Origin of the sequence: Aeromonas sp. QDB20 (genome assembly GCF_027707805.1) — a bacterium.
Taxonomy (GTDB): domain Bacteria; phylum Pseudomonadota; class Gammaproteobacteria; order Enterobacterales; family Aeromonadaceae; genus Aeromonas; species Aeromonas dhakensis.
Window position 1 is genome coordinate 77,762 of record NZ_JAPCJC010000013.1, and the last position, 26,557, is coordinate 104,318.

Here is a 26,557-nt window from a genome sequence, read left to right on the forward strand (position 1 = left end):
TTGGTATGGACAATATGAACCTCAACAAACACATCTCCGGTCAGTTCAATGCCGAGCTCGAGAGCGTGCGCAACCAGGTGCTGGTGATGGGCGGGCTGGTGGAGCAGCAGCTGACCGACGCCATCGCGGCGATCCACGATCAGGATCTGGACGCGGCGCGCAAGATCGTGGCCAACGACCATAACGTCAACGCCATGGAAGTGGCGATCGACGAGGAGTGCACCCGCATCATCGCCAAGCGCCAGCCTACTGCCTCCGACCTGCGGCTGGTGATGGCCATCATCAAGACCATCACCGACCTTGAGCGCATCGGCGATGTGGCGGACAAGATCGCCCGCATGCTGACCGACAACGCCAACAAGCCGCAACCGCCGCTGGTGTCGCTGGAGAACATGGGCCGCCGCACCATCAAGATGCTGCACGACGTGCTGGACGCCTTCGCCCGCATGGATCTCGATGCTGCGCTGGCGGTCTACAAGGAAGATGACAAGGTGGACCGGGAGTACGAGTCCATCATTCGCGAGCTGATGACCTACATGATGGAAGATCCCCGCACCATACCGCAGGTGCTAAACGTGCTGTGGGCGGCGCGGGCCATCGAGCGGGTCGGCGATCGCTGCCAGCACATCTGCGAATACATCGTCTACTACGTGAAAGGCAAGGACGTGCGCCACACCAAGGCGGACGACCTGGGCACCCTGCTGGGGAAAGGGTGAGTCTGAAATGAATAAAAAGGCGCTTTGAGCGCCTTTTTTGTTGCCTTTTCAGTCAGTGCAAGATATCGCCACCCGACTGGCGCTTTTCTGCTAGAATATGCCCCCTGTGTGAGTCCCGGATCGACTCACGGTCCGGTCTCCCGGACCCAGTTTGCCGTCTTGTGCTAAGGCGGGTGTAGCAATAGGTTAATCATGAGTTTTGCCGATAGTTTATTTTTCCTGATGCTGCTGGTTGCCGGCAGCGTGTTCTTCTCTCTCTCCGAGATATCCCTCGCCGCCTCCCGCAAGATCAAGTTGCAGGTGATGGCCGATGAGGGCAACCGCCATGCCGAAAAGGTACTGGCACTGCAGGCCCAGCCGGGCAACTTCTTTACCGTGGTGCAGATCGGGCTCAATACCGTCGCCATCCTGGGCGGTATCCTGGGCGAATCCGCCCTGAATCCGGCCATCAAGGAGCTGGTCTCCGAGTTTTATCAGGGGCCCTGGCTGAGTGAAATCAGCTCGGCGACCTCCTTCGTGTTCGTCACCGGCATGTTCATTCTCATCGCCGATCTGATGCCCAAGCGCCTCGCCATGACCATGCCGGAGCGGATCGCCGTGGTGGTGGTGCGCCCCATGCTGCTGTGCGTCACCCTGCTGATGCCGCTGGTGTGGCTGTTCAACGGCATGGCCAACGGTCTGTTCCGCCTGCTGCGCATCTCCATGGTGCGCAACGACGAGATCACCTCCGACGATATCTATGCGGTGATGGATGCGGGGGCCGAGGCCGGCGTCATCCAGCGTGAGGAGCATCAGCTCATCGAGAACGTGTTCGAGCTGCAGTCCCTCGGTGTCACCTCGGCCATGACGGCGCGCGAGAGCCTCATCTACTTCACCCTGCAAGAGGGGGAGGAGAGCATCAAGGCCAAGATCGCCGAGCACCCCCACAACAAGTTCCTGGTGTGCGACCACAACCTCGACAGCATCAAGGGCTTCGTCGACTCCAAGGAGCTGCTGATCCGGGTCATCAGCGGCCAGAGCATCGATCTCAACAGCGGCTCCCTGGTGCAGAACGTCATCATCATTCCCGACACCCTCAACCTCTATGAGGCGATGGAGTACTTCAAGAACCATCGCGGCGACTTCGCGGTGGTGATGAACGAGTACGCGCTGGTGGTGGGTATCGTCACCATGAACGACCTGATGAGTACCGTCATGGGCGAGTGGGCCACCCACGTGGTGGAAGAGCAAATCGTGCAGCGGGATGAGAACTCCTGGCTGGTGGACGGGGTGACCCCCATCTCCGACGTGATGCGTGCCTTCGACATCGAGGAGTTCCCGGAAAACCAGAATTATGAAACCATCGCCGGCTTCATCATGTACATGCTGCGCAAGATCCCCAAGCGAACCGACTCGGTCAAATATGCCGGTTACAAGTTTGAAGTGGTGGACATCGACAGCTACAAGATTGACCAGCTGCTGGTCACCCGGGTAGAGGCCACGCCGGCCGACAAGCCCGCTCAGGAATCGTAAAAGGAGCTCGTTAGCAATCATGAAGATGCAGTCTCATTCCCGTGCGCTGGCCTGTGTGGCGCTCGCCTTGGCACTCGGTGCCTGCAGCCAGAGCGCACCGCGCAAGGCCACTCCCGTCGCCAAGCCGTCCGCCCCCAAGGCAGCCGTGGTCATGCCGCAGCCGGATCCCGATGCGGTGGTGCAAAGCGCCGTGGCGGAGCCGAGCCCGGTGTTCGACGAGGAGTATCACGGTCCGGATCAAGGATCGCTCGAGTCGGTAACCGCCCTGTTTGCCCGTGGCTACATCGAGTCGGCCATGCGCGAGACCATGCTGGCGGCGGTGCACAGCGACTACCCGCTGCTGGGCATGCGGGACGTGCGCCTGACCGACCCGGTGGCCAAGTTCCTCACCTCTGCCCAGGCCCGTACCACGGCCCACGACTACCTCTATGCCGGGGTGCAGCGCCGGTTGGGCCGCCCGCTCAGCCCCGCCCAGTGGGAGCAGATCTGGCAGGGGTATCCCCAGCAGGGTCGGGTGTCCGACTGGGTCAAACAGACCAAGCGGGTACTGGCCGGGCGTTGAGCCGCCAGTTCATCTGTTGCCACAAGAGGCCACCTTAGGGTGGCCTCTTGTTTTTCTGCCTTCTGCGTTTGTGGTTTTGCGGTGATGCCGGTTGCCGTCGGGTGGGCTTTGCTTTATCTTATTTTGGCCATCTAAACATCTATATGTTTTTATGGCTAATTTGTTCAGGGTGACGATGGCGACGGGTTGCCGCGCCGCCGGGGCAGGCGCAACGGATAAAGCGCACAGACCCGCACAACAAGACAACAACGCAACAAGAGACGAGACAGATGGATACGCAGGCATTGTGGATACTGGATGGCGGCATGGGGCGCGAGCTGGCACGGCGGGGCGCGCCGTTTCGCCAGCCGGAATGGTCGGCGCTGGCCCTGATGGAGGCCCCCGAGACGGTGCGCGAGGTGCATCGGGCCTATGTGGCGAGCGGGGCACGGGTCATCACCACCAACAGCTATGCGCTGGTGCCGTTTCATATCGGTGAGGCGCGCTTTGCGGCAGAGGGGGAGCGGCTGGCGACCCTGGCCGGTCAGCTGGCCCGGGAGGTGGCCGACGAGCAGCCGGGTAGCGTGCAGGTGGCCGGCTCCTTGCCGCCGCTCTTTGGCTCCTACCGTGCCGACCTGTTCGACGCTGGCAGGGTGAGCGAGCTGGCGACCCCGCTGATCCGGGCGCTCTCATCCCAGGTGGATATCTGGCTGGCGGAGACCATGAGCCTCATCGCCGAGCCGCTGGCCCTCAAGGCCCTGCTGCCCGAGGATGGCAAGCCGTTCTGGGTCTCTTTCACCCTGGAGGACGAGGCGCCGGGCAGCGAGCCGACCCTGCGCTCTGGCGAGCGGGTGGCGGACGCCGTCGCCGCCTTGGCCGATGCCGGGGTGGACGCCATTCTGTTCAACTGCTGCCAGCCCGAGGTGATCGACGCCGCGCTCAAGGTGGCCAGGGCCGGCCTGCAGGTCCTGGGGCGCACCGACGTTCGCCTCGGCGCCTATGCCAACGCCTTCCCGCCCCAGCCTAAGGAGGCGACCGCCAACGACGGGCTGGACGAGATCCGCACCGATCTGGGACCGCTGGATTATCTGGGCTGGGCCGAGCGCTGGCGCGCTGCCGGGGCAAGCCTCATCGGCGGCTGCTGCGGCATCGGCCCGGAACACATTGAGGCGCTGGCCAGCCGGCTGCGTTAAGGAGCGCCCATGAAAGAGAGCAAGATCGGGCTCTGGTCCCTCACCGCCCTGGTGTTCAGCTCCATGGTAGGGGCCGGCATCTTCAGCCTGCCCCAGAACATGGCCGAGGTGGCGGGCGCTCGCGCCGTGCTGATCGGCTGGGCCGTCACCGGGGTCGGCATCCTGGCGCTCGCCATGAGTTTTCTCTATCTGTCGCGCTTAAGGCCGGAGCTCGATGGCGGCATCTACAGCTATGCCCGGGCCGGTTTCGGCGATCTGGTGGGCTTCTTCTCCGCTTGGGGCTATTGGCTGTGCGCCACCATCGGCGTGGTGGGCTATCTGGTGATCGCCTTCGCGGCGCTGGGCAGCTTCGTCGACACCCCGGAGCGGGTCTGGTTTGGCGAGGGCAACACCTTGGCGGCCTTCATCGGCGAGTCCTGCATCCTCTGGGCGGTGCACCTGCTGGTGGCCCGCGGCGTGCAGCAGGCGGCCCTGTTCAACCTGATGGCGACCTTGGCCAAGAGCCTGCCGCTGCTGTTGTTCATCCTGTTTGCCTGCTACTGGTTCGACCCGGTCACCTTCGCGGCGGATCAGCAGGGCAGCACTCTGGCAACGCCGGTCTCCGAGCAGGTGCGCAACACCATGCTGATCACCCTCTGGGTCTTCACCGGCATCGAGGGGGCGGCTGTGCTGTCGGCCCGGGCCAGAAACAGGCGGGACGTGGGCACGGCCACCGTGCTCGGGGTGGTGCTGGCGCTGCTGCTCTATGTGCTCATCTCGGTGCTGGCGCTCGGGATATTGAGCCGCCCCGAGCTCGCGGCCCTGCCCAACCCTTCCATGGCGGGGCTGATGGCCCAGATGACGGGCTCCTGGGGCAAGCTGCTTATCAGCGCCGGCCTTATCGTCTCGGTGCTCGCCTCCTACGTGAGCTGGACCCTCTTCTCGGCCGAGGTGCCGTTCAGTGCGGCGCGCCATGGCGCCTTCCCGGCCATCTTCCGGCGCCAGAACCACAACGGCACCCCCATTGCCTCGCTCTGGCTTACCAGCCTGACGGTGCAGGGGTGTCTGCTGCTGGTGTGGCTGCTTGGCAAGGGCTACACCAACCTGCTGCTCGTCTCCACCTCCATGATCCTGGTGCCCTACCTGCTGATCGGCCTGTTCCTGCTCAAGCTCGCCTTCAGCGGGCAGGGGAACCTCCTGATGCGAGCGGTGGCGCTGGTGTCGAGCGGCTATGGTCTCTGGTTGCTCTACGCCGCCGGGGTGGAGTACCTGCTGCTCTCCTTGCTGCTCTACGGGCCGGGTCTGCTGCTGTTCCTCTACAGCCGGCGCCAGCTGGGGGCCGAGCAGCCCCTGAGCGGACGCGAGCGGTTGCTGGCCGGGGTGACGCTGCTGAGCCTCATTCCCGCCGTCTGGTCCTTTGCCCACGTTTGACCGGGTTGTGACCGGCAATGCAAGAGAGCGCCCAAGGGGGCGCTCTCTTTTTGTCTGCTGATTGCTTGCAGTGCGTGCTCAGCGGCTGGCGGGGCCGGCCGGCTTGCCAAACAGCACCGCGAGCTTCTGCCGCCAGGGCAGGCCCCGGGCCTCTTGCAGCATGTCGCGCCACTCGTGGAAGGTGAGGGTGAGCGGGTTGAAGCTGTGGATGGGCTTGGTGATGCCGAAGCGACACGGCTCGCCTAAGTCTTCTTCCACGAAGGTACCGAACAGCCGGTCCCAGATGATGAGCACCCCGGCGAAGTTGCGATCGATGTATTTGGTGTTGCTGGCGTGGTGCACCCTGTGGTGGGAGGGGGTGTTGAAGATCCACTCCAGCCAGCCAAGCTTGCCCACCACCTGGGTGTGGACGAAGAACTGGAAGCCCAGGCTCAAGAGCACGGTGGCCACCACGGCCTCGGGCGGGAAGCCGATGAGGATCATCGGGATCCAGAACAACCACATGCCGGAGACCGGGTACATCAGGCTCTGGCGAAAGGCGGTGGAGAGGTTGAGCCGCTCCGAGCTGTGGTGCACCACGTGGGAGGCCCACAGCCAGCGCACGTGGTGGCTGGCGAAGTGGAACAGCCAGTAGCAGAGATCCTGCAGCAGGAAGAGCAGCAACAGGCTCCAGAGGTTGAGATCTATGTCCAGCAGCCGCCAGCCCCAGAGGGCGTCGTAGAGGTAGGCGATGGCGATGGCCGCCAGCGCGTCGCCCCCTTGATGCATCAGCGCCAGGGTGGTGTTGGCGAAGAGATCCTTCCACTGATAACCGGCAGTGGGATAGGCGGCGCCATGCTTGCGCAGGTAGAGCATCTCCCAGCCGATAAAGGCCACAAAGATCGGCGAGAGGTAGAGCAGGAGCAGTTGCACATCCATGTCGGGTATCCAGTCAGAGCAATTGCTCTCCAGCATAAAGGATGAATGCAAACTTTCATTAACATTTTGCTGCAGTGGATGTGTTCAGCTGGAGCTGGATGTGACATGTGGCCAGCGGCGGCCCATCAATTGGTATGACGACTCCCTGAGCGGCGGGTGCAGTGACTATGCTTGATGAGGCTTTCTACCTCTGGAGTGGCAGATGATGCGGCTGTGGTGTTGTTTGTTGATGGGGGTCTGCCTGCTGGCGCAGGCCAAGACCCGGGTCGAGATCCTGGCCGATGCCAACTATCCCCCCTATTCCTGGCAGGAGGGAGAGGAGGTCAAGGGGATCTATGCCGACATAGTGCGCAGCGTGACGGCGTCCATGGATGGCTACGAGGTGGTGATCAAGGCCATGCCCTGGCGACGGGGTCTGAGCATGGTGGAGCAGGGCAGCGCCTTCGCCATCTTCCCGCCCTACTACCAGCCCGATGGTCGTCCCTGGATGTGGCCCTACTCCCAGCCCCTGCTCGACGAGGAGCTGGTGGTGATGTGCGGCGCCGGGGTGGCCGTCAATACCCCGCAGGCGCAGTTCCCGACCGACTACTACGGCCTGCGCTTTGGCATGAATGCCGGTTTTACCATCGGCGGCGCCCCCTTCTGGCAGGCGATCAAAGAGCAGAAGATCGGGCTGGAAGAGGTGAAGAGCAACCGGGAAAACCTGCTCAAGATAGTGCGCGGCCGGGTGGACTGCACCGTCAACGACCGGCTCTCGCTGCTCTATGAGCTGCTCAGCATGATCAAGGGCAACCAGCTGGCAGTGGCCGATATGTCCCAGCTCAAGCAGGGGCCTGTGCTCAGCCGGGAGCAGGGGTTTCTCGGCTACAGCCGCAAGGGGGAGTTCGACTTCAAGGAGGACTTTGTCGAGCAGTTCGACAAGCATCTCTACGAACTCAAGAAGCGGGACGGGATCCGGACCATAGTGGAGCAATACCTGGGAAAGTCCCCGCGCTGAACTGATGATGGAGCCGGTCAGATTCAGCCTTCCCGTCGTATCGGCCAAGCAACAGAGGGACTATGAGTCCCTCTGTTGCTTTTATAGTCAGCTTGAACTTGCCCATATGACAACCGCACTCCTTCATGCCTCATCACCATCTGGCGACTGGTCTGTTTGAAAATTCAATGTAACCTGTTGTTTTCAAATGGTTAGAGAGGCAGTTATGCAGTGGGTGAAAAGAGGGGCTGTGATCGCCCTGTTGTGGAGTGGCGGTGTGTGGGCCGATCCCGCTCAGGAGCTGGTCAGTCTGCTCAACAGCGAGCAGCAGGCGGAGCAGCTGCAGGCCCAGATGCAGGCACAGATGATCCCGCTGATCATCCGAGGCGCCGGCGAACATGCACAGGAGTTGGCCCAGCACCGCGATGTACTGGAGGCCTGGGTGAACCGTTACCTCTCCTGGCCAGCCATGAGTGCCGAGGTGGCCGCCATCTACCGTAAGCATTTCACCGAAGCCGAGCTCAAGGAGCTGATCGCCTTCTATCAGAGCCCGGTCGGGAAAAAATCCCTGGATACCATGCCGGCCATCTTTCAGGAGAGCTCACTGGTGGGTAAATCCCTGGCCGAGCGCAACATGCCGGCACTGCAAGCCATGCTGGATGAAGCAAAGCGCAAAGCGACAAAATAGACGCAGTCGGCAGGGTATCAACGCAAAGAGGGAGCCATGGGCTCCCTCTTTCTTTTTGTGCGTTATCCCTTAGAGCACCTGGCTCAGGAACTGGCGCAGGCGTGGGGAGGGGGGATTGTCGAAGAAATCCGCCGGCTTCTCGTCCACCAGCAGCTCGCCGCTCTCCATGAACAGCACCCGATCCGCCACTTCCCGGGCAAAGCCCATCTCGTGGGTGACCACCACCATGGTCATCCCCTCGCGGGCCAGCCCCTTCATCACGTCGAGCACCTCGCCCACCATCTCGGGGTCGAGTGCGCTGGTGGGCTCGTCAAACAACATGATGCGCGGCTGCATGGCGAGCGCCCGGGCGATGGCCACCCGCTGCTGCTGGCCGCCGGAGAGCTGGGAGGGGTAGCTCTGGGCCTTGTTGGAGAGCCCAACCTTGAGCAGCAGGGCCTTGGCTCTGTCCTCGGCATCCTTGCGCGACAGCCCGCGCACCTTTTGCGGCGCGAGGCAGATGTTGTCCAGCACGCTCAGATGGGGAAAGAGGTTGAAGGACTGGAACACCATGCCCACCTCTTCCCGCAATTTGTTGACGTCGCCAGGCTCGGTCAGGCTGATGCCATCCACCACGATCTGGCCGTCGTTGATGGTCTCCAGCTGGTTGAGGGTGCGCAGGAAGGTGGATTTGCCAGAACCGCTTGGCCCCACGATCACCACCACTTCCCCTTCGGCTACCTGGGTGCTGACGTTTTTCAGGGCGTGCACCTCGCTGCCGTAGAACTTCTCCACTGAGCTTGCCTTGATAATCGGATCAGTTGCTGCGCGCATATTTCACCTCCAGACGGCGTACAAGGAAGGAGAGAGTGCCGGTCAGCACCAGATAGAGCAGGGCCACGGTGAACCACACCTCGAACGGGCTGAAGGTGGAGCTCACCACCTCCCGTCCCGCCTTGGTCAGATCCGTGATGGAGATGACCGAGACCAGCGAGGAGTCCTTGATGAGGTTGATGAACTGGCCCGCCAGCGGCGGCAGTACCCGCTTGAAAGCTTGCGGCAGGATCACGTAGCGCATGGTCTGGGCCGAGGTCATGCCAAGGCTTCTGCCCGCTTCCATCTGCCCCTTGTGGATGGAGCTGATGCCGGCACGGACGATTTCCGCCACGTAGGCGCCGGTGAAGACCGCCAGTGCCGCCACCCCGGCGGTAAATCGGTCGAGGTTCAGCACTGTGCCGATGAAGAAGTAGACGATGAAGATCTGCACCAGCAGCGGGGTGCCGCGGATGAGCTCCACATAGGTGATTGCCAGGTTGCGCAGGGCCGGATTGGGGGAGAGCCGTGCCAGCCCCGCCAGGGTGCCGAGCAGGATGGCAAAGATGCCCGCTACCAGCGAGAGCTTGATGGTCATCCAGACGCCCCAGGCGATGGGGCCGGCGGTCCAGCTCAGCTGGGTGTCGAGGGTGTCGCCGCGAAAGACGGTATCCCCTTGCGCCACCTGACCACCACTGACGGCGATGGGCTGGCGCTGGTTGGGATCGAGATCGTTTTGCAGGAACAGCTTGCCCTTGTCGGCCTCGGTGGTGCCGGCGACCACGGTGCCGTCGAACTCGGCGTAATTTTTCTGCTCCGCCTGGTAGGCGATGTATTGGGGGATCCGCTCCCAGCGCCAGGTGTAATCCACCGATTGCACGGCCTTGTAGATGCCGAACAGGGCGGCCAGCACGATCAGCAGGAAGACGCCGTGCCAGAGCAGTTGATTGGGTTGTTTTTCCATCTGTCTTGTTGGGTTGTGCACTGTCGCAACCTCGTTGTAGTTATTGTGTGGGGATCTGCGTGAAGGGGCGGCGGGCCGCCCCTTGCGAGGTTACTTGAGCTGATCAAGCCAGGCGGTGGATTCGAACCACTTCTTGTAGAGGCGGTCGTAGCTGCCGTCGCCCTTGATCTGGCGCAGGTAGTTGTTGAACCAGTTGAGGGTGTCCTGATCCCCCTTGCGGATGGCCCAGGCCAGCGGCTCGAAGGTGAACGGCTTGTCCAGATGCACCACGGCGCCCTTGTTCTGGGTGGCGAAGATGGCGTTGTAGGGCAGGTCGTAGACGAAGGCGTCGACCTTGCCGTTGATCACTTCCAGCTTGGCGTCATCCTGGGTTTCAAACTGCAGCAGGGTGGCTTTGGGGATCAGACGCTTGACCGCCTGCTCGCCGGTGGTGCCGAGCTTGACCGCAATTTTGTACTTGGGGTCGTTGAGGTCGGTGAAGGATTTGATCTCGCCAGCCTTGTCCTTGCGCAGGACTATGGTCTGCCCGACCACGATGTAGGGGTCGGCGAAGTTGACGCGCAGGTTGCGCTGGGGAGTGACGGTCATGCCGCCCATGATGACGTCGAACTTGTCGGTCAAGAGCGCGGGGATGATGCCATCCCAGGCGGTGTTGACGAACTCCACCTTCACGCCCATCTCCTTGGCGACCATCTTGGCCAGATCCACGTCAAAGCCGATGTACTGGCCCTGCTTGTTGGTCATCTCGAAGGGTTGATAGCCGGCGTCGAAACCGACCCGCAGCACGCCGCGCTCCAGCACGGCATCCAGGGTGGAACTGGGGGCCGCGTTGGCCAGCCCGCACAGCAGCAGGGTAGAGAGAATGAGTTTTTTGATCATAAGTGACGTCTCTGTCAAAAGTGTGTTCAGCCTTGAACCTGATCCCGTGCGACTCCGTGGCACAAGAGACTGCTGCATCCGGCAACAGGGCAAGACAGGATTATTGTCTTGAACGAGGCGAAAGCCCCATATGGGATTCTATTCGCCACCAGCTGAGTGAAAAATGTACCAAATGCCGATTGTGCCAGATGACTCAATAGGTTAGTGGCGCATTTTCCCCGTGGCGACACTCATAAAATCACACGAAAACAACATATCTATCTAATGGAGCGGGTTCAAGCCCAAAATGTATTCAGCACATTTTGTTACAAGGGGACCCGCCGTCAGCAGTGCCAATTGCTGCTCAGCCGGCTGGCGTGCGCCCACAATCAGCTTCACATGAGTGGTAAAGGGGGTTGGCAGAGAGGTGTGGGTGACAGGCGTAGACCGACTGCGCCGCGATCAAATCAAGAGACGGGTCTGCTGGCCGGGGTGAGTCAGGCCGCCTCGCGAGGGCGGGGGGCCTGCGCCTTGAGGAAGGGGAGCAGCAACAGGGCGGAGACGCCGGCCGCCACCGAGATCACCACGAAGAAGCCCTGCCAGTGCCAGATCTCCATCACCTTGGCCAGCGGATAGCCCGACAGCGCCGCCCCCATGTAGGCGAACAGGCCGACGAAGCCGGTGGCGGCCCCCGCCGAGTTCTTGTGGGAGCACTCTGCCGCCGCCATGCCGATCAGCATCTGGGGGCCGAACACGAAGAAGCCGATGGTGAAGAAGCAGGCCGCCTGCATCACGTAACTGAAGAAGGGCATCAGCCACAGCGACCCCACCGAGAGCAATATCCCCACCGCGAAGATAAGGTTCATGGGCCCACGGTTGCCGTTGAACAGCTTGTCCGATCCCCAGCCCGCCACCAGGGCACCGATAAAGCCCCCCACCTCGAACATGGAGATGGCCGAGTTGGCGCTCATCAGATTGAAGCCGCGCTGCTCGGTCATGTAGAGGTTGCCCCAGTCGTTGATGGCGGTGCGCACCACGTAGACCAGCACGTAGCAGCAGGCCAGCAGCCAGATGTAGGGGTTGCCGAGCACGTACTTGCGCAGGATCTGGCGATGGGAGAGCCCCGCATCCTGAGTCTGCTGGGCCAGCTCCAGCGCATCGCTGCGCCACTCGCCCACCGTGGGCAGCCCCATGGCGCTCGGGGTATCCCGCAGCCGCCAGCAGAGAAACAGCCCGGCAAGGATGGCGATGAGGCCGGGCACTATCATGCCGTAGCGCCAGCCGTGCTGCAGGGCGAGGGTGCTGACGATGAGGGGGATGAGAGCCCCGCCCACGTTGTGGGCCGTGTTCCAGGCCGACCACCAGAAGCCGCGTTCGCTGCGCGAATACCAGCTGGTGAGCAGCTTGGAGCAGGGGGGCCAGCCCCAGCCCTGGAAGAAGGCGTTGGCCACCCAGAGGGCGGCAAACAGCCACAGCGACGACGAGAGCCCGAACAGGATATTGATGACCCCGGTCGCCATCAGGCCGAGGCCCATGAAGTAGCGCGGGTTGGCGCGGTCGCTGATGATGCCGGAGAAGAACTTGGAACAGCCGTAAGTGATGTAGAACAGGGTCCACAGCATGCCGATGTCGGCCTTGGCCAGCATGCCGCTTGCCAGCATGTCCGGCATGGCGAAGTTGAAGCTCTTGCGGGTGAAGTAGAAGACCGCATAGCCCAGGTACATGGTCAGCAGTATGTGCAGCCGCCAGTGGCGATAACAGGCGTCGATCTCGGCCTGATCGCGGATGAGGGGCTGGGGCGGCGCACTGCGCATAAAGCTCAGCATGGAAGCGCTCCCGGTCGGAGAGTTGGCTTATTCATGGTTTTCCTCCCGCTTGCGATCGGGCAGGGTCACGGTCAGCTGGGTGCCGTGTACGCAGGAGAGTTGCAGCGAGCCCCCCAGCGCCTGCACCCGCTCGCGAATGCCGAGCAGGCCGTAGCCCTGGGGCGTGCGGTGCTCGGGCAGGCCGCAGCCATCGTCTTCCAGCAGCAGGGTCAGTCGCTCCCCCTGGCGCTGGGCCCGGATGGTGACCGAGCTGGCGTTGGCGTGTTTGACCACGTTGTTGAGCCCCTCCTGACAGACCCGAAACAGGGTGACCCGCTGGGCATCGGAGAGGCCGGTGTCCGCCAGTTGCCACTCCAGCCGGGTGACGATGCCGCGGCGCTCCAGCTCAAGCTCGCGCAGCAGGGCGCGCACCGCCAGCTCCAGGCTCATGTCGTCGAGCTGGCGGGGGCGCAGCCGGCCGAGCAGGCCGCGCACCGCGTCGTAGATGCCAAGCGACAGGGTTTCGATGAGGGCGCTGCTCTGGCCCACCCCGGCGTTGTCAGGGGCGAGGCGGCGCGCTATGCCGGCCTGGGTGCGGATGGCGGTGATGGTCTGGCCGATGTCGTCGTGCAGCTCGCGCGCCACCTCCTTGCGGATGCTCTCTTCGGTCTCCAGCAGCCGCTCGGTGAGCTGGCGGTTGTGGGCGAGCTGGCGGGTCAGCGCCTGGTTGAGCTCGCGCTGGCGCTGGATGCCGGCGCCGAGCAGCAGGCCGGTGAGGCTCTGGGCCAGCAGGGAGAGCAGCAGATCGAGGGGGTGATCGTGCCAGGCCTGGCCGGCCATCAGCGCCACCGTGTTCATCAGGGTGGCGAGCAGGGCCCCCTGCCAGCCGTAGCGCCAGGCCATGGCCATGATGGGAATGGCCAGGCAAAACGGGGTGAAGCGCACCAGCGAGGCCGGCAGGCCGAGCTGCAGCCAGAGGCTCAGCACGAACAGCAGCAGATACCAGACCAGGTGACGAAAGCGCCAGTCCACCGGCTGATCCACCAGCGCAGGACCGAGCGGCACCCAGGTGGCGCGGGTGAGGTAATGCCAGATCAGCATGCAGGTGGAGGTGAGGGTCAGCCCGCCGGTGAGGGTGAGCAGCAGGGCGGTGAGGCCATCCTCGCCGGCCAGGTGCCAGAGCAGGGATTGCAGCCCGGCCGCCACCGTGACGGTGGCCAGCAGCACCAGCAGCTGCTGCCAGTCGTTGCGCACCGGCTGGCGGCGGGCGATGAGCAGCGGCAACAGGGTGAGCAGGCTGCCCGCCTGAATGAGCGGCCACAGCGGCAGTCCCACCTCCTGGTTGAGCCAGTAGAGCAGCAGGGATTCGCACAGCAGCAGCGGTGGCCAGTAGGCGAGCGGGCTTTGCAAGAGCAGCCCCAGCCGCAGGCCGAAGGGAAACAGCAGGGCTGCCAGCATGGGGGAGCCCGCCAGATGCAGGCCAATGCTCCACAGGCAAAACCAGCCGGCGGCAAAGATGAAGCAGGCCGCCAGCGAGATGGCGACATAGCTGGCCAGACGAGCGATCACCAGCTGTCCAGCATGCGGTGGGCCAGCTCCACGTTGTTGCTGACCTTGAGCTTGTCCATCAGGTTGGCGCGGTGCACGTGCACCGTCTTGGGGGAGAGGCCGAGCTGCTCGGCGATGGCCTTCACCTCCAGTCCCCGCGCCAGCAGCTGCGCCACCTCCCGCTCCCGATTGGTGAGGGGATCCTGGCTGTTGCAGGCGAGCTTTTGGGCGATGTCCGGGGTGAGGTAACAGCCGCCGTGGGCGGCGGTGCGCACCGCGGCGATCAGCTCGTCCGGGCTGCAGCGCTTGGAGAGGAACCCCTTGGCGCCGGCCTGCAGGGCCTGCTCGATGAGGGCCGGGCTGTCGTGCACCGACAGCATCACCACGGCCAGCCCCGAGGGGAGGCGCTTGAGCAGATCCAGCCCGGATTGATCCGGCATGGAGATGTCGCACACGCACAGCTGTACCCCGCTGCCGGGCAGACCCGCCAGCGCCTCGGCGGCGGAGCCGAATTCGGCCACCACCCGCAGGTCGGGTTCGAGATTGAGCAGTTGGGCAAAACCGGAGCGGACGATCTGGTGATCGTCGATGAGGGCAATCTTAATCATGATGTCAGCCTGAAATCTGCGGCCAGGGTGCTGGCGCGGCCAACAAGATACCTGCCCCCTCGTCCCGGCTCAAGTGAAAGCGGGGCTGGAGGGCAGGATTGGCGCCACTTCTGCGGCAAAGCTTGATCGGGATCAGCTGCAGGGGCACGCCCGGCGCCGTCATGCAGGCCGGCGCGTGCCCGGGAGGGCTAGCGGTGCAGCTCGCCGGCACGCTCCGGCTGGTAGACCACCTCCAGGATCTCCACCTGGATGGTGCGACCGGCCGGGCCCGGCCAGGCGATGCTGTCACCCACCTTGAGCCCAAGCAGAGCACTGCCGACCGGGGCCAGCACGGAGATCTTCGACTCGTCTCCCTGTACGTCCCGCGGGTAGACCAGGGTCAGGCAGAATTCGTTGCCGCTGCTCTGCATCTTGAAGCGCACCGTGCTGTTCATGGTCACCACGTCCGGCGGCATGTCGGCCGGTTCGCGGATCTCGGCGCGATCCAGCTCCTCCTGCAGGGCCAGGTGCTGGGGATGGTTGCCGAGCAGCTGCTCGATGCGATCGAGATCCAGGCTGGAAATCACGAGATGTGGCTGTTTCATAAGATATTCCTTATCAATGGGTCTGATGGCCAGGATGACGGGCAAGCTGGCCGAAAAAAGAGTGTGCGATACGAAAAAACAGATCGGGAATGCGATGCCCCCAACGACTCGCTGTCAGGGGCGAGGGCGGGGGCTCAACGGGGTGTGAGCAGACTTGACAAAATCATGAGCGCTTTCATGGGGATACCATAACCATTCTGAACTGCTTTGGCAATTATCCTGACAAGCTTGTCAGGGCGCCTGGTAATCGTACTGTTTGATGATGCGCGCCAGGCTGCCGTCGTCGCGCATGGCGGCGATGGTCTGGTACCAGCGGGTCGCCTCGGCGGTTGGAAAATGGGGGCTGGCAGCCAGGTACAGGGGAGAGTGTTGCAGGGTTTCGCCGCGCACCAGATCCGCCAGCGGCAGGCCGGCCTGCTGCTGGTTGTAGCGGGCGCTGTTCCAGGCCACCGCCCAGCCCTGGATGCGGCCGAGCGCCAGCTTGTCGGCGTTGTGGATCTCCTCGGCCACCAGCGCCTGTTTCACCTGCGGATAGGGTCGCAGCAGGCTCTGGCCAAAGGAGCCGCGCATCACGCCGACGGTGAGGCCGGGCAGGGCGTTGATGGTGAGGGGGGTCGGGTGGTACTGGCGATGGCTGACCAGCACGAAGGCCTCGTCCATCAGGGGGACAATCCAGAGAAACTGAGGGTCGCGCTGGGGGCTGCGCACCGGCGGCACCAGCAAGACATTCCGGCGATAGCGGGCCTGGCTGAGGGCGCGGGCCAGCGGCATCAGCTCGATGGTCAGCGGCTCCTTGAGCCGGCGGGCGGCCTCTTCCAGCACCTCGATGACCATGCCGCTCGGGGCCCCCTGATTGGAGCGGATCACATAAGGCGGGATCTCGGCGGCGATGACCACCACGGCCCGGGCCGGCAGGGCGGAAAAGAGCAGGGAGCAAAACAGCAGCAGGAGAGCGGAAATTCGCATGGCAGACCTGATCCGGGATGAGTACACAGAGTGTACCACCCCGTCGGCACAAGTCAGCCCACCCTGTTCGGGGCGTCCCGTCAGTCGAAGAAATCTCGCAGATCCAGGGTCTGGTAGCCCTCCAGCTGCTGCCAGGGCAGGGCTTTGGGCAGGGATTTGAGGGTCACCTCCATCCGGTAGCTGCGATAGCCGTCGAGGCTGGCCGACTCCACCACCAGCGGCAGCTGCCAGCGGCTCGACCAGAGGATGCGGGTGCGCTGCTTGCCCTCGCGCTTCTCATACCAGCGCGCCTGCTCGGGGGCCGCCTCGTCGAGGGGGGTCATCTCCTGCAGCAGGGCCGGGTTGATGAGGTGGCGGATCCTGGGCCAGTCGGGCTTGAAGGCCACCTGGCCATACTCCTCCTCCGGTACCTCCACCAGCTGGTTGTGCCAGTTGTCGGCGTAGCGCAGCTGCAGCTCATCCTGCTGGTTGCGGGTCACCCAGCGCGCCGCCATCTGGTGGGTAAAGTGCTTGTGGCCCGGGGTGGCATCGTGGGCGGCGTGGTAGGCACGGGCCAGGGGGAGGGGAATGAGCCGCTGGCTCCACACCTGGTCGCCGACCCGCAGCCACTTCTCCTGCCACTGGCTCTCCTTGCTGATGCCGTCGCTGCTGGTCACCCTGTCCTGATAGCGGATGCGGGCAGCCAGGTCGGGGACTTCATCGGCCAGGAGGGAAAAAGAGAGGCTGCAACCAAGCAGCCACAAGGGTAATAAATATCGCATCATGCCGTCTCGCTCGAGCGAGCAGGGCCCGGCATCTGGCCGGGCCCTGTCGTTTACAGACCGAGCGCCTCCTTGAGCTTGCCGAACACCTTGGTGTTATCCAGCGTCCCCTTGAAGCGGCTGCTGCCGGCGCCGTCGGCAAACAGCATCACATCGCCGCCGCCGTGGGTCTCGGAGCCCAGCTTGACCCCGGTCTCTTGCAGGTAGTCGTCCGCCATCACCTGATCGCTGGTGAGGGTGGGGCGCACGTCGGCGCGGTTGGGGCCGTTGCCGAACACCAGGGTAGTGAACGGCTTGCCATCCACATCGTTCTGGGTCGAGCCGTCGCCATTTTTCACCAGGTCCAGCACCTTGTTGCCCTTGGCGGAGTAGCCGTTGATGGTCATGGTGTGGTCATGGTCGGCGGTGACCACGATCAGGGTATCTTTCAGATCCACCTTGCCGAGCGCCGTCTTGACCGCCTCGTCCAGCGCCACCGCGTCGGTGAGCGAGCGCTTGGCATTGGTGCCGTGCAGGGCGTGATCGATGCGACCCCCTTCCACCATCAGGAAGTAACCCTGACTGTTCTGGCTGAGTAGATCGATCGCCTTGGCGGTCATCTCCGAAAGAGAGGGCTGGGTGCTTGCCGCCCCCTTGGCGACCCGGTCCAGCTCGTAGTCGAGGTGGGACTTGGCGCTGAACAGCCCAAGCACCTTGCCCGAGTTGACGCCAGCCAGATCATCTTTGGTGGTGACGTAGTGGTAGCCCTGGGCAGTCAGCTCGGCGGTGAGATCCCGTCCGTCGGCGCGACCGCCCTTGTTGCTGGTGCTGTTGTAGGGCGTCCAGTGGTTGGCGCCGCCTCCCATCAGCACGTCGACCCCATCCCCCAGCGCGGTGTTGAAGCCGGCACCGCCCGGTACCGCCTGCTCGGCGATGGCGTAGGCAGCGTCCCGATGGCAGATGTGGGAGTAGGTGGCGGCCGGGGTGGCATGGGTCAGCTCGGTGGTGGTGACGGCCCCCACCGACTTGCCGGCTGCCTTGGCCAGTTCGAGAATGGTGGGCACCGGCTTGCCGTTGTCGCTGGTGCAGTTGTTGATGCCTTTGTTGCCGTTGACGTCCTTGCCGGGCGCGACGGCCTTGGTGTCGCTGCTCATGGCGATCACCTCGTTGTTCATCTTGACCCCGGTGGTGTAGGCCGCCATGGAGGGGGCCGAGTCGGTGGTCTGGGCGTCGTTGGAGAAGGTCTTGATGCGGGCGCTGCGGGCCAGCTTCATTATCTCCAGATTGCCCTCTTCCCCCACCTTGTAGAGGCGGGTGGCGGTGAGCACGGTGGGGCCCATGCCGTCGCCGATAAACAGGATGACGTTCTTGGCGTCGCTGGCCTGTGCCTGGGCCGCGCCGCCGAGGGCGGCCAGCAGGGCCGTGCTGACGAGGGTTTTATGCAGTTTTTGTTTCATGGCGCTTTTCATGGGAATGCTCCTTACAGCCCGGCCGCAGCCTTGACCTTGCCGAACACGGCGGTGTTGTCGAGTGAGCCGTGGAAGCTCTCCGCTCCCTGGCCGATGGCGCCGAGGAAGACGTCGGTGCCGCCGTGGGTCTCGTTGCCTATCTCGCCTACCTTGACCACCACCTCCTGGTGATAGTCGTTGGCAGAGACGGTGGCGTCGTCCAGCGGTGCCACGCTGCTGCGCGGACCATCCACACGGTTGTAGCCGTTGCCAAAGCCGATGATGGTGTAGGGCATACCGTCGGCATCCTTGCTCGGTTCGCCGGTTTCGTAGTTCTTCACCAGCCCGAGTACGCCTGGGTTGTCGGCGGTGGTCTTGCCGGTCCGCTTGGCGTAGCCGTTCAGCACCAGCGTGTGGTCATGGTCGGCGGTGACCACGATCAGGGTGTTTTTCAGCTCGGGATCGGCTTTCTTCACCTCGTCGATGGTCGCCTTGATGGCGTTGTCGAAGGCGAGTGTGTCCTGCAGGGCACGCTTGGCGTTGGTGTCGTGCAGGGCATGGTCGATGCGCCCCCCTTCCACCATCAGGAAGTAGCCCTGTTTCTTGTCCTTGAGCTGCTTGATGGCGGCCAGGGTCATCTGGGTCAGGGAAGGCTCGCTGGCGGGTCGGTCCAGGTCATATTTCATGTGGCTTGAGCCAAACAGCCCCAACAGCGGCTTGCTCGCATCGGCCTGGTTCAGCTCGTCCAGGGTTGCGGCAAACTGATAGCCCTTGGCCTTCATCTCGTCGATGAGGTTGCGGCCATCCTCGCGCTTGCCCTTGTCGGCCTTGGGCAAGAAGAAGCTGCTGCCACCGCCGAGTACCACGTCCACCCCCTCTTTGAGGGCGCTGTTGTAACCGGCGCCGCCGGGTACCAGCTGGGCGGCGATGTCCGCTTCCAGATCCCGGTTGCAGAGGTGGGCGTAGGTGGCGGCCGGGGTGGCGTGGGTCACCCGGGTGGTGGTGACCACGCCGGTGCCGCGACCGGCTGCCTTGGCCAGCTCCAGCAAGGTGGTGACCGGCTTGCCGGCGCTCTTGCTGCAGTCGTTCTCCTGGGTGGCATCGCCGTCCATGCTGATGACACCGTTGTTGCTCTTGACCCCGGTCATGTAGGCGGACATGGAGGGAGCCGAGTCGGTCACCTGGGCGTCGTGGGAGAAGGTCTTGATGAAGGCCGTCTCCGGCAGGGTATCGATGGTGAGGCTGCCCTCTTCACCGACGCCGTAGATGCGGGCGGCGGTCAGGGTGTTGAGACCCATGCCGTCGCCGAGGAAGAAGATCACGTTCTTGGCACCGGGCTCGGGCGCACTGCTGTCGTTGTTGGAGTTGCAGCCGGCGGCCAGGGCGGCGCCGATCATCAATGCAAGTCCTGCCATCTTTCTCATTGGGGTTCGCTCCTTGTAAAACCTGAGCGCAGCCTAGAGGTCGCAGATGACACTTTTAGTGAAACTGGATGACAATCCGATGAAGGTGTTGCGTGAATGTTATGTTGTATCAATCACTTATCTATCAATAGCAGAGACTGGCCACACCGGCTGACGAGGGGAGGGGGCGGGCGAAAATCTGGCCGGTTTGCCGGCTGGCGGCTAGAATGGCCTGTCAAATCGGGGCGGGTGCAGGTAAAATGCGCCCCCTTGCGACGCCCTGCGTCCGCCATCGCCCGCCGCTCGCGCCACCGCAAGCCCGCGCCCGCAGTCCCTAGATGAGAGTAACGGATATGTCCATCAACTGGTTCCCCGGCCACATGCACAAGGCCCGCAAAGAGATTGCCGAGGTCATGCCCCAGGTCGATGTCATCATAGAGATGCTCGACGCCCGCATCCCCTTCTCCAGCGAAAACCCGCTGGTGCCCGAGCTGCGCGGCGATACTCCGGTGATCAAGGTGCTCAACAAGGCGGATCTCGCTGACCCCGAGATCACCGCGCTGTGGGTGGCCCACATGGAACAGGAAAAGGGGATCAAGGCGCTGCCCCTGACCCAGCAGGAGCCGGAGAAGATCAAGCAGCTGCTGACCCTCTGCCACGAGATGCTGCCGGAGCGCAATCTGGAGCTGCGCGGCGTGCGCGCCATGATCATGGGCATTCCCAACGTGGGAAAATCCACCCTGATCAACACCCTGGCCGGGCGCATCATCGCCCGCACCGGCAACGAGGCGGGGGTGACCAAGTCCCAGCAGCGGATCAAGCTCGACAACAATGTCATCCTGACCGACACCCCGGGCTTCTTGTGGCCCAAACTCAACCCGCCCTCCTGCGGCTATCGGCTGGCCATCACGGCCGCCATCAAGGACACCGTCTATGACTATGCGGACATCGCCATGTTCGCCGCGGACTACTTCCTCAAGGCCTATCCGGAGCGGATCCAGGCGCGCTATCAGATTGACGCGCTGCCCGAGACCGAGATCGAGCTGCTGGATCTGATTGCCCGCCAGCGCGGTTTCATGCGCAAGGGGGGGCTGTCGGATCTGCACAAGGCGTCCGAGATCCTGGTCAACGAGTTCCGCTCTGGCCTGCTGGGCCGCATCTCGCTGGAGACCCCGCAGATGGTGAGCAGCGAGATCGTGGAGGCCGATGCCGAGGCCGAACAGAAGGCCAAGGAGAAGGCGGAGCGGGAAGAGGAGCGTCAGGCGCGGGCCCGCCGCAAGTACGCCAAGAAGCGTCAGCGCTGACCGGCCTTGTGCCAGGTATAAAGAAGAGGCGACCCGGGGTCGCCTCTTCTCGTTATGGCGTCCTGGATTGAGGGGGAGGCCAAGAGGCCGACAGGCAACCGGCATCTGCCCGTCATCATGGCCAAAGAGTCCGTGAATCAAGGGGATAAGCTAGGCGCCGAACGGTGCCGTGCTGCACCGCACCAGCAGCATTCGCTAAAACCTTGCGATCCTGCTTTCAGTGCCGATTGACAATGGCATTGGCGGTGGCATGATGCGCTCGCATTTTTGACTCTCCTCACGGTTTTACCCATGACCATATACACCCGGCCAGTGCTGTTATTGCTCTGTGGCCTGTTGCTGCTGACCCTCTCCATCGCGGTGCTCAATACCCTGGTACCGCTCTGGCTTGCCCATGAACAGCTGCCGACCTGGCAGGTGGGCATGGTCGGCTCCTCCTATTTCAGCGGCAACCTGCTGGGCACCCTGCTGGCGGGCACCTTGATCAGGCGTTGCGGCTTCAACCGCAGCTATTACCTGGCCTCCGCCCTCTTTGCCGCCGGTTGTGTCGGGCTCGGCATTACCCTTGATTTCTGGAGCTGGCTCGGCTGGCGATTTATCGCCGGTATAGGCTGCGCCATGATCTGGGTGGTGGTGGAGAGCGCGCTGATGTGCAGCGGCAACGCGCACAATCGGGGCCGTCTGCTGGCCGCCTACATGATGGTCTACTACCTGGGCACAGTGCTCGGCCAGCTCTTGGTCAGCAAGTTGCCGACCGGCCTGATGGAGGTACTGCCCTGGGCGAGTGGGCTGATCCTGGCGGCTATCCTGCCGCTGTTGTTCACCCGCATCGTCAGTGAGCGCAGCGAAGCGCAGGGCTCAACCCGGGTCTGGTCCATGTTGCGGCTGCGTCAGGCACGGCTCGGGGTCGATGGCTGCATCATCTCCGGCATCGTGCTGGGCTCCCTCTACGGCCTGATGCCGCTCTACCTGAATCATCAGGGGGTGAGCGATGCCGGCATTGGTTACTGGATGGCGGTGATGGTGAGTGCCGGCATCCTGGGGCAGTGGCCGGTGGGTCGGCTGGCGGACAGGTTCGGCCGTCTGCCGGTGCTGCGGGTGCAGGTGCTGGTGGTGATCCTGGGGTGCGGGGCCATGCTCGGCAGCGTGGCGATGGGGCCGGCGCTGTTCATCCTGGGCGCCGCCGGGTTTACCCTCTATCCGGTGGCCATGGCGTGGGCCTGCGAGAAGGTCGAGCACCATCAGCTGGTGGCCATGAACCAGGCGCTGCTGCTGAGCTACACCATTGGCAGCCTGCTCGGCCCGGCCTATACCGCGCTCCTGATGCAGCACCTTTCGGACAATCTGCTGTTCATCATGATCGCCGGTGTGGCCTTGCTCTACCTGCTGATGTTGCTGCGCCCCATGGGGAAACACTCGACACCGGTGGCCCACGCCTGAACTGTGGTCGGCGGTAGAGGGCTCCATCCTCGCTTCCCGATAGGGGGCTGGATGGCACGCATATAAAGCAGAGGCGGCCAAGGGGCCGCCTTCTTGTTGTCTGCAACGGTGGCCAGGCAGAGCTCAACGGCTAGCCGTAGCGCCTGTGCGCCTCTTCAAACAAGGACATATGCAGCGGGATCAGCTGTTGCCAGTCACGGCGGTAGCCGCCGCCCGGTACGGCGGCAATGGGCAGCCCGTGCCGTTGTGCGCAGTCAAAGACCATGGCATCGCGCTGGCGCACCCCCTCATCACTTAATGCGAGATAGCCGAGTTCGTCGGCATGATGCACGTCCACCCCGGCCTGATAGAGGATGAGATCGGGGGTGTAGAGCCGCAGCGCCAGATTGAGCGCCTCTGCCAGCGTGGTGAGGTAGGCATCGTCCTCCATGCCGCTTGGCAGGGGGAAATCCATGTGGGAGGCGGGTTTGTGGCGGGGAAAGTTGTGCTCCCCGTGCAGAGAGAGGGTGATGATGTCGCGCCGCCCCTGGCACAGGGCGGCACTGCCATCCCCCTGATGGACATCGAGATCGACGATCAATACCTGTTCGCAGCGCCCTTCGTCCAGACAGGTCTGGGCGGCGATCACCAGATCGTTGAACAGGCAAAAGCCGCTGCCAACGTCCCGGTGGGCGTGGTGATAGCCACCGGAGATCTGCAGGCCGCAGCCTTGCGCAAGGGCGTGGCGGCTGGCGGCAAGGGTGGCCCCCACCGAGCGCAGGGTGCGTTCAATCAGCACGGGGGACCAGGGAAACCCCAGCTGGCGAATGGCGCCCGCATCCAGGGTGCCGGTGAGGGCCGCCTCCACATAGGCCGCATCGTGCACACTCTCTATCTGGGTACGACTGGCGGGCGCGGCCTCTGCCAGCGGATAACCCAGGTTTCCCAGCTGTTCGAACAGCGCCTGGTATTTGGCCAGCGGAAAGCGATGGCGCGCTGGCAGGGCCAGGGCGGAGTAGAGGGGATGATGGAAGATGCGCAGTGACATGACGCCGGGGCCTTGTGAGCAGATATGAAAAAGGGGAGCCAGGCTCCCCTTGTCATGCCCGATAATTCGGGACGAACAGATGCAATTACTGCTGCTGGATCACCCAGATCTGGAAGGCTTTGCGGGTCTCCGCATCGGCCTTGTTGTACCAGTTTTGCAGCTGGGTCAGGGCTTCCGGGTTGCTCTGGGCCTTGCTCGGGGCTACCTGAACCGGGACGCTGTTGGCGGCCATGACGGCAGCGGTAGAGACAGCGACAGTCTTGGGCTGGTTGAACGCCTTGCCCATGTTGATCAGCTCCTGCTGATAGTCACGGGTCAGCTGGAAGCCTTCCACCTTCGGCAGCACGAACTGCTCGGTGGCGACGACCTGGCCGCTGCTCTTGTCTTTGAGCGCGACTTTCTGTTCCTTGACGAACTGGTTGGCTTCGGATTCGTTGCGCGGCTTCTTGTAGTCCAGCACCAGTTTCTGGTTGTCGGCGGCGGTGAAGTTGATCACCAGCGGCTCGGCAGTGACCAGCTTGGTGTCGCTGCGGCTGGAGTAGTTGCCTTCGAAGGCGACGACCAGTTGGTGCTTGCCGGCTTTGATAGGATAGGTACTCGTCTTGTCGAGCAGCTTGGGATTGATGGATTGGCCATCGATCAGCTGCACCACATAGGGGTTATTCACTTCCAGTTGGGCATCGGCCAGGGCACTACCTGCCCACAACAGACCAGCCAAGGCTGGCACCAGAACAGTCAGTTTCATTTCATCTCCTTGAACAGTCAGGCGAGTGCCCACTGAAAAACAGGGGCTCATTTTTGCAGGTTTGCCAGAGGGCGGCAATAGGCGTTTATGGCGCCCCTGTCGCGTCTGGGCTCGGGCTTTCCCGAAGCAAACTCATCGGGCCAGTGGGGTTGGCTACCCTGGTCAACCCCGGCGTTACTCAATCCGGCGTCGAAATGGCGGCAGGGCATCGAGCAGCCCCTTGCCGTAGCGTTTGGTCAGCAGACGGCGATCGAGAATGGTGACCCGGCCCCTGTCCGCCTCTTTGCGAATGAGGCGACCACAGGCCTGGATGAGCTTGCGCGACGCCTCCGGCACCGTCAGTTGCAAGAAGGGATTACCGCCCCGTTTCTCGACCCACTCGGCGGTGGCCTCTTCCACCGGCGAGTTGGGGACCGCGAACGGCAACTTGGTGATCACCAGGTTGGTGAGGTAGTGACCGGGCAGATCCAGCCCTTCCGAGAAGCTGCCGGTACCAAACAGTATGCTGGCCTGGCCGCCATCGCATTTTTGTTTGTGCAGGGTGAGCAGGGCGTTGCGGGAGGCTTCCCCTTGCACCAGCAGGGAGAGCCCCTTGGCCCGCAGACCCACCGCCACCTCGTTCATCTGCCGGTAGGAGGAGAAGAGCACCAGGCTCGCCTCCTTGCCGGCCAGCAGACGGGGCAGGATACTGACGAGCTCCTGGGTAAAGGCGGGGGCGCTGGGCTCGTGCTCCATCCTGGGCAGATAGAGTTCGGCCTTCTGGTAATCGAAGGGGGAGCGCAGGCGCAGATAGCGGGTACCGTCGTGCTCTTTGAGCCCCACCTGGTGGCGGAAATAGCTGAAGGAGGAGAGGGCGGTCAGGGTCGCCGATACCAGCACGGCGCCAAGACACCTGGACCAGAGCCACTCCTCCAGCAGGTAGCCCACCTCTATGGGGGAGGCGTGCAGCCAGATGTCGCCGTCATCGCTCTTGACCATCCAGCGGGCCAGCGGCGTCTTGCCCTCTGCCACGTGCCGCCCCAGCATCTCCCACAGGGCGCAGAAACCCTCCAGCCGCTGCAGATAGAAGCCGCTCTCCGCCAGCAGGGGTTCGGCATCCTTGCGACGGATCTCGCCATCCTTCAGCGCCTCGCCGATGGCGCCCTGCATTCTGTCCAGCGCTCGCAGAGCCTTCTTGCTCGCCTCCTTGAGGTTCTCCGCCAGCATGGGCAGGGGGTCGGGCAAGACACCATCGGCGAAGCGGTACTGTTTTTCTTCATTGAACAAGCGGTCGTTGGCGGCGAGCCACTGCTCCAGCGCCTTCAGATCCGGCTGCAGGGAGGCCAGCGCGTCCTGCAGCTTGAGCTGGGGATCGAGCAGGCTCTCCTTGTTGAGGGTTCTGGCCAGCTTGCCTGCCCCCTGCGCCAGCTTCTCCAGCCAGCGGCGTGAGCCCTTGACGCTGGCCGAGGCGGCGCCGTGATCCCGGGCTATGGTGGGCAGATGATGGGCCTCGTCCAGCACGTAGAGACACTCGTCCGGTGGCGGCAGAATGATGCCGCCCCCCATGGTGAGGTCGGAGAGCAGCAGGGCGTGGTTGACCACCAGCACGTCGGCCGCATCCATGTCGTTGCGGGCGCGGTGGAAGGGGCAGTGTTGATGATGAGTCAGCGCCTTGTTGCAGGTGTGGCGGTCGGCGGCGATACGATCCCAGCAGTTATCGTTGATGGGTTTGGGCCAGTTGTCCCGATCACCGTCCCACTTGCCTTCCGTGTAGGCCTGCCACAACGCCTGATAGCAATCCTTGTCGGCGTCTGACGGCTTGTGTTTGCTGAGGGCTCCGAAGTCGAACTCGAAGTTGGCCATCTCGCTGCCGCTGGCGGCCTGCTCCAGCAGGTGTTCGCAGCAATAGCGCTGGCGCCCCTTGACCAGCATGAAACGAAACGGCAGCTCGCTGTGGCGATGATAGAAGGGGAGGTCTTTGTGGATCAGCTGCTCCTGCAGCGCTACGGTGGCGGTGGAGATCACCAGCTTCTTTTGAGTAAGGCGAGCCACCGGGATGGCCCCCTGAGCATAAGAGAGGGACTTGCCGATACCGGTGCCGGCTTCGGCCACCAGGATGCGACGCTGTTTGTCATACTCCCCGGTCAGCGTCTTGGCTATTTCGGCCACCAGAAAATTCTGCTCCTTGCGCGGCACAAAACCGGGTAAACCATCGGCAATCTGCCGATAGGTATTGCGAATGGTGGTTTTGAGACGGGTAGACAGCATGAAGAAAATGACCGTTGCACAGGGTGAAGGAAGACAGGATACCTGCAACCGGCAACCTGGGTCGAGGTGTGTGGCAACGCACAGATCCGACCTCTTCTTCTGTTTATAAGGCGAGTCGTCGTTA

The 26,557-nt window shown here is 63.3% G+C and carries 24 protein-coding genes; 9 read left to right on the forward strand and 15 right to left on the reverse strand.

Features of this window, described 5'->3' with window-relative positions:
* Positions 1–5: 5 nt before the first annotated feature.
* From phoU to PG897_RS15500, 5 genes are all read left to right on the forward strand, one after another.
* Positions 6–716, forward strand: a complete 711-nt coding sequence (phoU, locus tag PG897_RS15480; protein WP_005302735.1) for a phosphate signaling complex protein PhoU — start codon at positions 6–8, stop codon at positions 714–716.
* Positions 717–908: 192 nt separating this feature from the next.
* Complete coding sequence (locus tag PG897_RS15485) at positions 909–2,228, forward strand: hemolysin family protein (RefSeq protein ID WP_010633484.1); 1,320 nt, start codon at positions 909–911, stop codon at positions 2,226–2,228.
* 19 nt (positions 2,229–2,247) lie between these two features.
* Complete coding sequence (locus tag PG897_RS15490) at positions 2,248–2,790, forward strand: hypothetical protein (protein WP_017765605.1); 543 nt, start codon at positions 2,248–2,250, stop codon at positions 2,788–2,790.
* 269 nt (positions 2,791–3,059) lie between these two features.
* Positions 3,060–3,962 (forward strand): homocysteine S-methyltransferase family protein, encoded by a 903-nt coding sequence (locus tag PG897_RS15495; protein WP_201883887.1) that lies wholly within the window; start codon positions 3,060–3,062, stop codon positions 3,960–3,962.
* A gap of 9 nt (positions 3,963–3,971) precedes the next feature.
* Positions 3,972–5,372, forward strand: a complete 1,401-nt coding sequence (locus tag PG897_RS15500) for a basic amino acid/polyamine antiporter (RefSeq protein ID WP_201883888.1) — start codon at positions 3,972–3,974, stop codon at positions 5,370–5,372.
* A 78-nt stretch (positions 5,373–5,450) separates the two neighbouring features.
* Here PG897_RS15500 and PG897_RS15505 read toward each other — a convergent pair whose 3' ends face one another.
* Positions 5,451–6,290, reverse strand: coding sequence for a sterol desaturase family protein (locus tag PG897_RS15505; RefSeq protein ID WP_201883889.1), 840 nt, complete (start codon positions 6,288–6,290; stop codon positions 5,451–5,453).
* 229 nt (positions 6,291–6,519) lie between these two features.
* Here PG897_RS15505 and PG897_RS15510 point away from each other — a divergent pair, with 229 nt between their 5' ends.
* Together PG897_RS15510 and PG897_RS15515 are read left to right on the forward strand one after the other, a co-directional pair.
* Positions 6,520–7,287: a substrate-binding periplasmic protein gene (locus PG897_RS15510; protein ID WP_025201435.1), complete on the forward strand. Its 768-nt coding sequence runs from the start codon at positions 6,520–6,522 to the stop codon at positions 7,285–7,287.
* Positions 7,288–7,516: 229 nt separating this feature from the next.
* Positions 7,517–7,954, forward strand: coding sequence for a DUF2059 domain-containing protein (locus tag PG897_RS15515; RefSeq protein ID WP_226013991.1), 438 nt, complete (start codon positions 7,517–7,519; stop codon positions 7,952–7,954).
* Between the two features lie 69 nt (positions 7,955–8,023).
* Here PG897_RS15515 and PG897_RS15520 read toward each other — a convergent pair whose 3' ends face one another.
* From PG897_RS15520 to PG897_RS15570, 11 genes are all read right to left on the reverse strand, one after another.
* Positions 8,024–8,767 (reverse strand): amino acid ABC transporter ATP-binding protein, encoded by a 744-nt coding sequence (locus PG897_RS15520; RefSeq protein WP_005302727.1) that lies wholly within the window; start codon positions 8,765–8,767, stop codon positions 8,024–8,026.
* Positions 8,751–9,710, reverse strand: a complete 960-nt coding sequence (locus PG897_RS15525; RefSeq protein WP_041203158.1) for an amino acid ABC transporter permease — start codon at positions 9,708–9,710, stop codon at positions 8,751–8,753. The genes PG897_RS15520 and PG897_RS15525 overlap by 17 nt, the downstream gene beginning before the upstream one ends.
* 90 nt (positions 9,711–9,800) lie before the next feature.
* Complete coding sequence (locus tag PG897_RS15530) at positions 9,801–10,589, reverse strand: transporter substrate-binding domain-containing protein (protein WP_019838861.1); 789 nt, start codon at positions 10,587–10,589, stop codon at positions 9,801–9,803.
* A gap of 476 nt (positions 10,590–11,065) precedes the next feature.
* Positions 11,066–12,394: an MFS transporter gene (locus PG897_RS15535; RefSeq protein WP_043169673.1), complete on the reverse strand. Its 1,329-nt coding sequence runs from the start codon at positions 12,392–12,394 to the stop codon at positions 11,066–11,068.
* A gap of 27 nt (positions 12,395–12,421) precedes the next feature.
* Complete coding sequence (gene uhpB / locus PG897_RS15540; RefSeq protein ID WP_201885345.1) at positions 12,422–13,942, reverse strand: signal transduction histidine-protein kinase/phosphatase UhpB; 1,521 nt, start codon at positions 13,940–13,942, stop codon at positions 12,422–12,424.
* Positions 13,939–14,529, reverse strand: a complete 591-nt coding sequence (gene uhpA / locus PG897_RS15545) for a transcriptional regulator UhpA (RefSeq protein WP_005302722.1) — start codon at positions 14,527–14,529, stop codon at positions 13,939–13,941. The genes uhpB and uhpA overlap by 4 nt, the downstream gene beginning before the upstream one ends.
* A gap of 188 nt (positions 14,530–14,717) precedes the next feature.
* Entirely contained in the window at positions 14,718–15,113 is a 396-nt protein-coding gene (gene rnk, locus PG897_RS15550; RefSeq protein ID WP_005302721.1) for a nucleoside diphosphate kinase regulator, read from the reverse strand.
* A gap of 231 nt (positions 15,114–15,344) precedes the next feature.
* Complete coding sequence (locus tag PG897_RS15555; RefSeq protein ID WP_005302720.1) at positions 15,345–16,079, reverse strand: substrate-binding periplasmic protein; 735 nt, start codon at positions 16,077–16,079, stop codon at positions 15,345–15,347.
* An 80-nt stretch (positions 16,080–16,159) separates the two neighbouring features.
* Positions 16,160–16,843: a hypothetical protein gene (locus PG897_RS15560; protein WP_139397932.1), complete on the reverse strand. Its 684-nt coding sequence runs from the start codon at positions 16,841–16,843 to the stop codon at positions 16,160–16,162.
* Between the two features lie 50 nt (positions 16,844–16,893).
* Positions 16,894–18,288, reverse strand: coding sequence for an alkaline phosphatase (locus tag PG897_RS15565; RefSeq protein WP_017765593.1), 1,395 nt, complete (start codon positions 18,286–18,288; stop codon positions 16,894–16,896).
* A gap of 11 nt (positions 18,289–18,299) precedes the next feature.
* The gene (locus tag PG897_RS15570) at positions 18,300–19,691 is read right to left on the reverse strand and encodes an alkaline phosphatase (RefSeq protein WP_042888886.1); all 1,392 of its coding nucleotides are present in this window, start codon (positions 19,689–19,691) and stop codon (positions 18,300–18,302) included.
* Between the two features lie 332 nt (positions 19,692–20,023).
* Here PG897_RS15570 and ylqF point away from each other — a divergent pair, with 332 nt between their 5' ends.
* Together ylqF and PG897_RS15580 are read left to right on the forward strand one after the other, a co-directional pair.
* Positions 20,024–20,974 carry a ribosome biogenesis GTPase YlqF gene (ylqF, locus tag PG897_RS15575; protein ID WP_010633500.1) on the forward strand — a complete coding sequence of 317 codons (951 nt, stop codon included), beginning with the start codon at positions 20,024–20,026 and terminating at the stop codon, positions 20,972–20,974.
* 291 nt (positions 20,975–21,265) lie between these two features.
* The gene (locus tag PG897_RS15580; protein WP_201885344.1) at positions 21,266–22,414 is read left to right on the forward strand and encodes an MFS transporter; all 1,149 of its coding nucleotides are present in this window, start codon (positions 21,266–21,268) and stop codon (positions 22,412–22,414) included.
* A 130-nt stretch (positions 22,415–22,544) separates the two neighbouring features.
* Here PG897_RS15580 and PG897_RS15585 read toward each other — a convergent pair whose 3' ends face one another.
* The 3 genes from PG897_RS15585 to dinG all read right to left on the reverse strand — a co-directional run bounded on the left by PG897_RS15585 (position 22,545) and on the right by dinG (position 26,433).
* A complete protein-coding gene (locus tag PG897_RS15585; RefSeq protein WP_201889371.1) occupies positions 22,545–23,441 on the reverse strand; it encodes a histone deacetylase family protein in 897 nt (298 codons plus the stop codon).
* Between the two features lie 85 nt (positions 23,442–23,526).
* On the reverse strand, positions 23,527–24,186 hold the full coding sequence (locus tag PG897_RS15590; RefSeq protein WP_201885342.1) for a YccT family protein: 660 nt from the start codon (positions 24,184–24,186) through the stop codon (positions 23,527–23,529).
* A 174-nt stretch (positions 24,187–24,360) separates the two neighbouring features.
* Positions 24,361–26,433 carry an ATP-dependent DNA helicase DinG gene (dinG, locus tag PG897_RS15595; protein ID WP_201885341.1) on the reverse strand — a complete coding sequence of 691 codons (2,073 nt, stop codon included), beginning with the start codon at positions 26,431–26,433 and terminating at the stop codon, positions 24,361–24,363.
* Positions 26,434–26,557 lie beyond the last annotated feature (124 nt).

Excerpts from the sequence above, each read along its gene's own strand:
- phoU (WP_005302735.1), top strand. The coding sequence starts at position 6 with ATGGACAATATGAACCTCAACAAACACATCTCCGGTCAGTTCAATGCC.
- PG897_RS15485 (WP_010633484.1), top strand. The coding sequence starts at position 909 with ATGAGTTTTGCCGATAGTTTATTTTTCCTGATGCTGCTGGTTGCCGGC.
- PG897_RS15490 (WP_017765605.1), top strand. The coding sequence starts at position 2,248 with ATGAAGATGCAGTCTCATTCCCGTGCGCTGGCCTGTGTGGCGCTCGCC.
- PG897_RS15495 (WP_201883887.1), top strand. The coding sequence starts at position 3,060 with ATGGATACGCAGGCATTGTGGATACTGGATGGCGGCATGGGGCGCGAG.
- PG897_RS15500 (WP_201883888.1), top strand. The coding sequence starts at position 3,972 with ATGAAAGAGAGCAAGATCGGGCTCTGGTCCCTCACCGCCCTGGTGTTC.
- PG897_RS15505 (WP_201883889.1), bottom strand. The coding sequence starts at position 6,290 with ATGGATGTGCAACTGCTCCTGCTCTACCTCTCGCCGATCTTTGTGGCC.
- PG897_RS15510 (WP_025201435.1), top strand. The coding sequence starts at position 6,520 with ATGGGGGTCTGCCTGCTGGCGCAGGCCAAGACCCGGGTCGAGATCCTG.
- PG897_RS15520 (WP_005302727.1), bottom strand. The coding sequence starts at position 8,767 with ATGCGCGCAGCAACTGATCCGATTATCAAGGCAAGCTCAGTGGAGAAG.
- PG897_RS15525 (WP_041203158.1), bottom strand. The coding sequence starts at position 9,710 with ATGGAAAAACAACCCAATCAACTGCTCTGGCACGGCGTCTTCCTGCTG.
- PG897_RS15530 (WP_019838861.1), bottom strand. The coding sequence starts at position 10,589 with ATGATCAAAAAACTCATTCTCTCTACCCTGCTGCTGTGCGGGCTGGCC.
- PG897_RS15535 (WP_043169673.1), bottom strand. The coding sequence starts at position 12,394 with ATGCTGAGCTTTATGCGCAGTGCGCCGCCCCAGCCCCTCATCCGCGAT.
- uhpA (WP_005302722.1), bottom strand. The coding sequence starts at position 14,529 with ATGATTAAGATTGCCCTCATCGACGATCACCAGATCGTCCGCTCCGGT.
- rnk (WP_005302721.1), bottom strand. The coding sequence starts at position 15,113 with ATGAAACAGCCACATCTCGTGATTTCCAGCCTGGATCTCGATCGCATC.
- PG897_RS15555 (WP_005302720.1), bottom strand. The coding sequence starts at position 16,079 with ATGCGAATTTCCGCTCTCCTGCTGCTGTTTTGCTCCCTGCTCTTTTCC.
- PG897_RS15560 (WP_139397932.1), bottom strand. The coding sequence starts at position 16,843 with ATGATGCGATATTTATTACCCTTGTGGCTGCTTGGTTGCAGCCTCTCT.
- PG897_RS15565 (WP_017765593.1), bottom strand. The coding sequence starts at position 18,288 with ATGAAAAGCGCCATGAAACAAAAACTGCATAAAACCCTCGTCAGCACG.
- PG897_RS15570 (WP_042888886.1), bottom strand. The coding sequence starts at position 19,691 with ATGAGAAAGATGGCAGGACTTGCATTGATGATCGGCGCCGCCCTGGCC.
- ylqF (WP_010633500.1), top strand. The coding sequence starts at position 20,024 with ATGTCCATCAACTGGTTCCCCGGCCACATGCACAAGGCCCGCAAAGAG.
- PG897_RS15580 (WP_201885344.1), top strand. The coding sequence starts at position 21,266 with ATGACCATATACACCCGGCCAGTGCTGTTATTGCTCTGTGGCCTGTTG.
- PG897_RS15585 (WP_201889371.1), bottom strand. The coding sequence starts at position 23,441 with ATGTCACTGCGCATCTTCCATCATCCCCTCTACTCCGCCCTGGCCCTG.
- PG897_RS15590 (WP_201885342.1), bottom strand. The coding sequence starts at position 24,186 with ATGAAACTGACTGTTCTGGTGCCAGCCTTGGCTGGTCTGTTGTGGGCA.
- dinG (WP_201885341.1), bottom strand. The coding sequence starts at position 26,433 with ATGCTGTCTACCCGTCTCAAAACCACCATTCGCAATACCTATCGGCAG.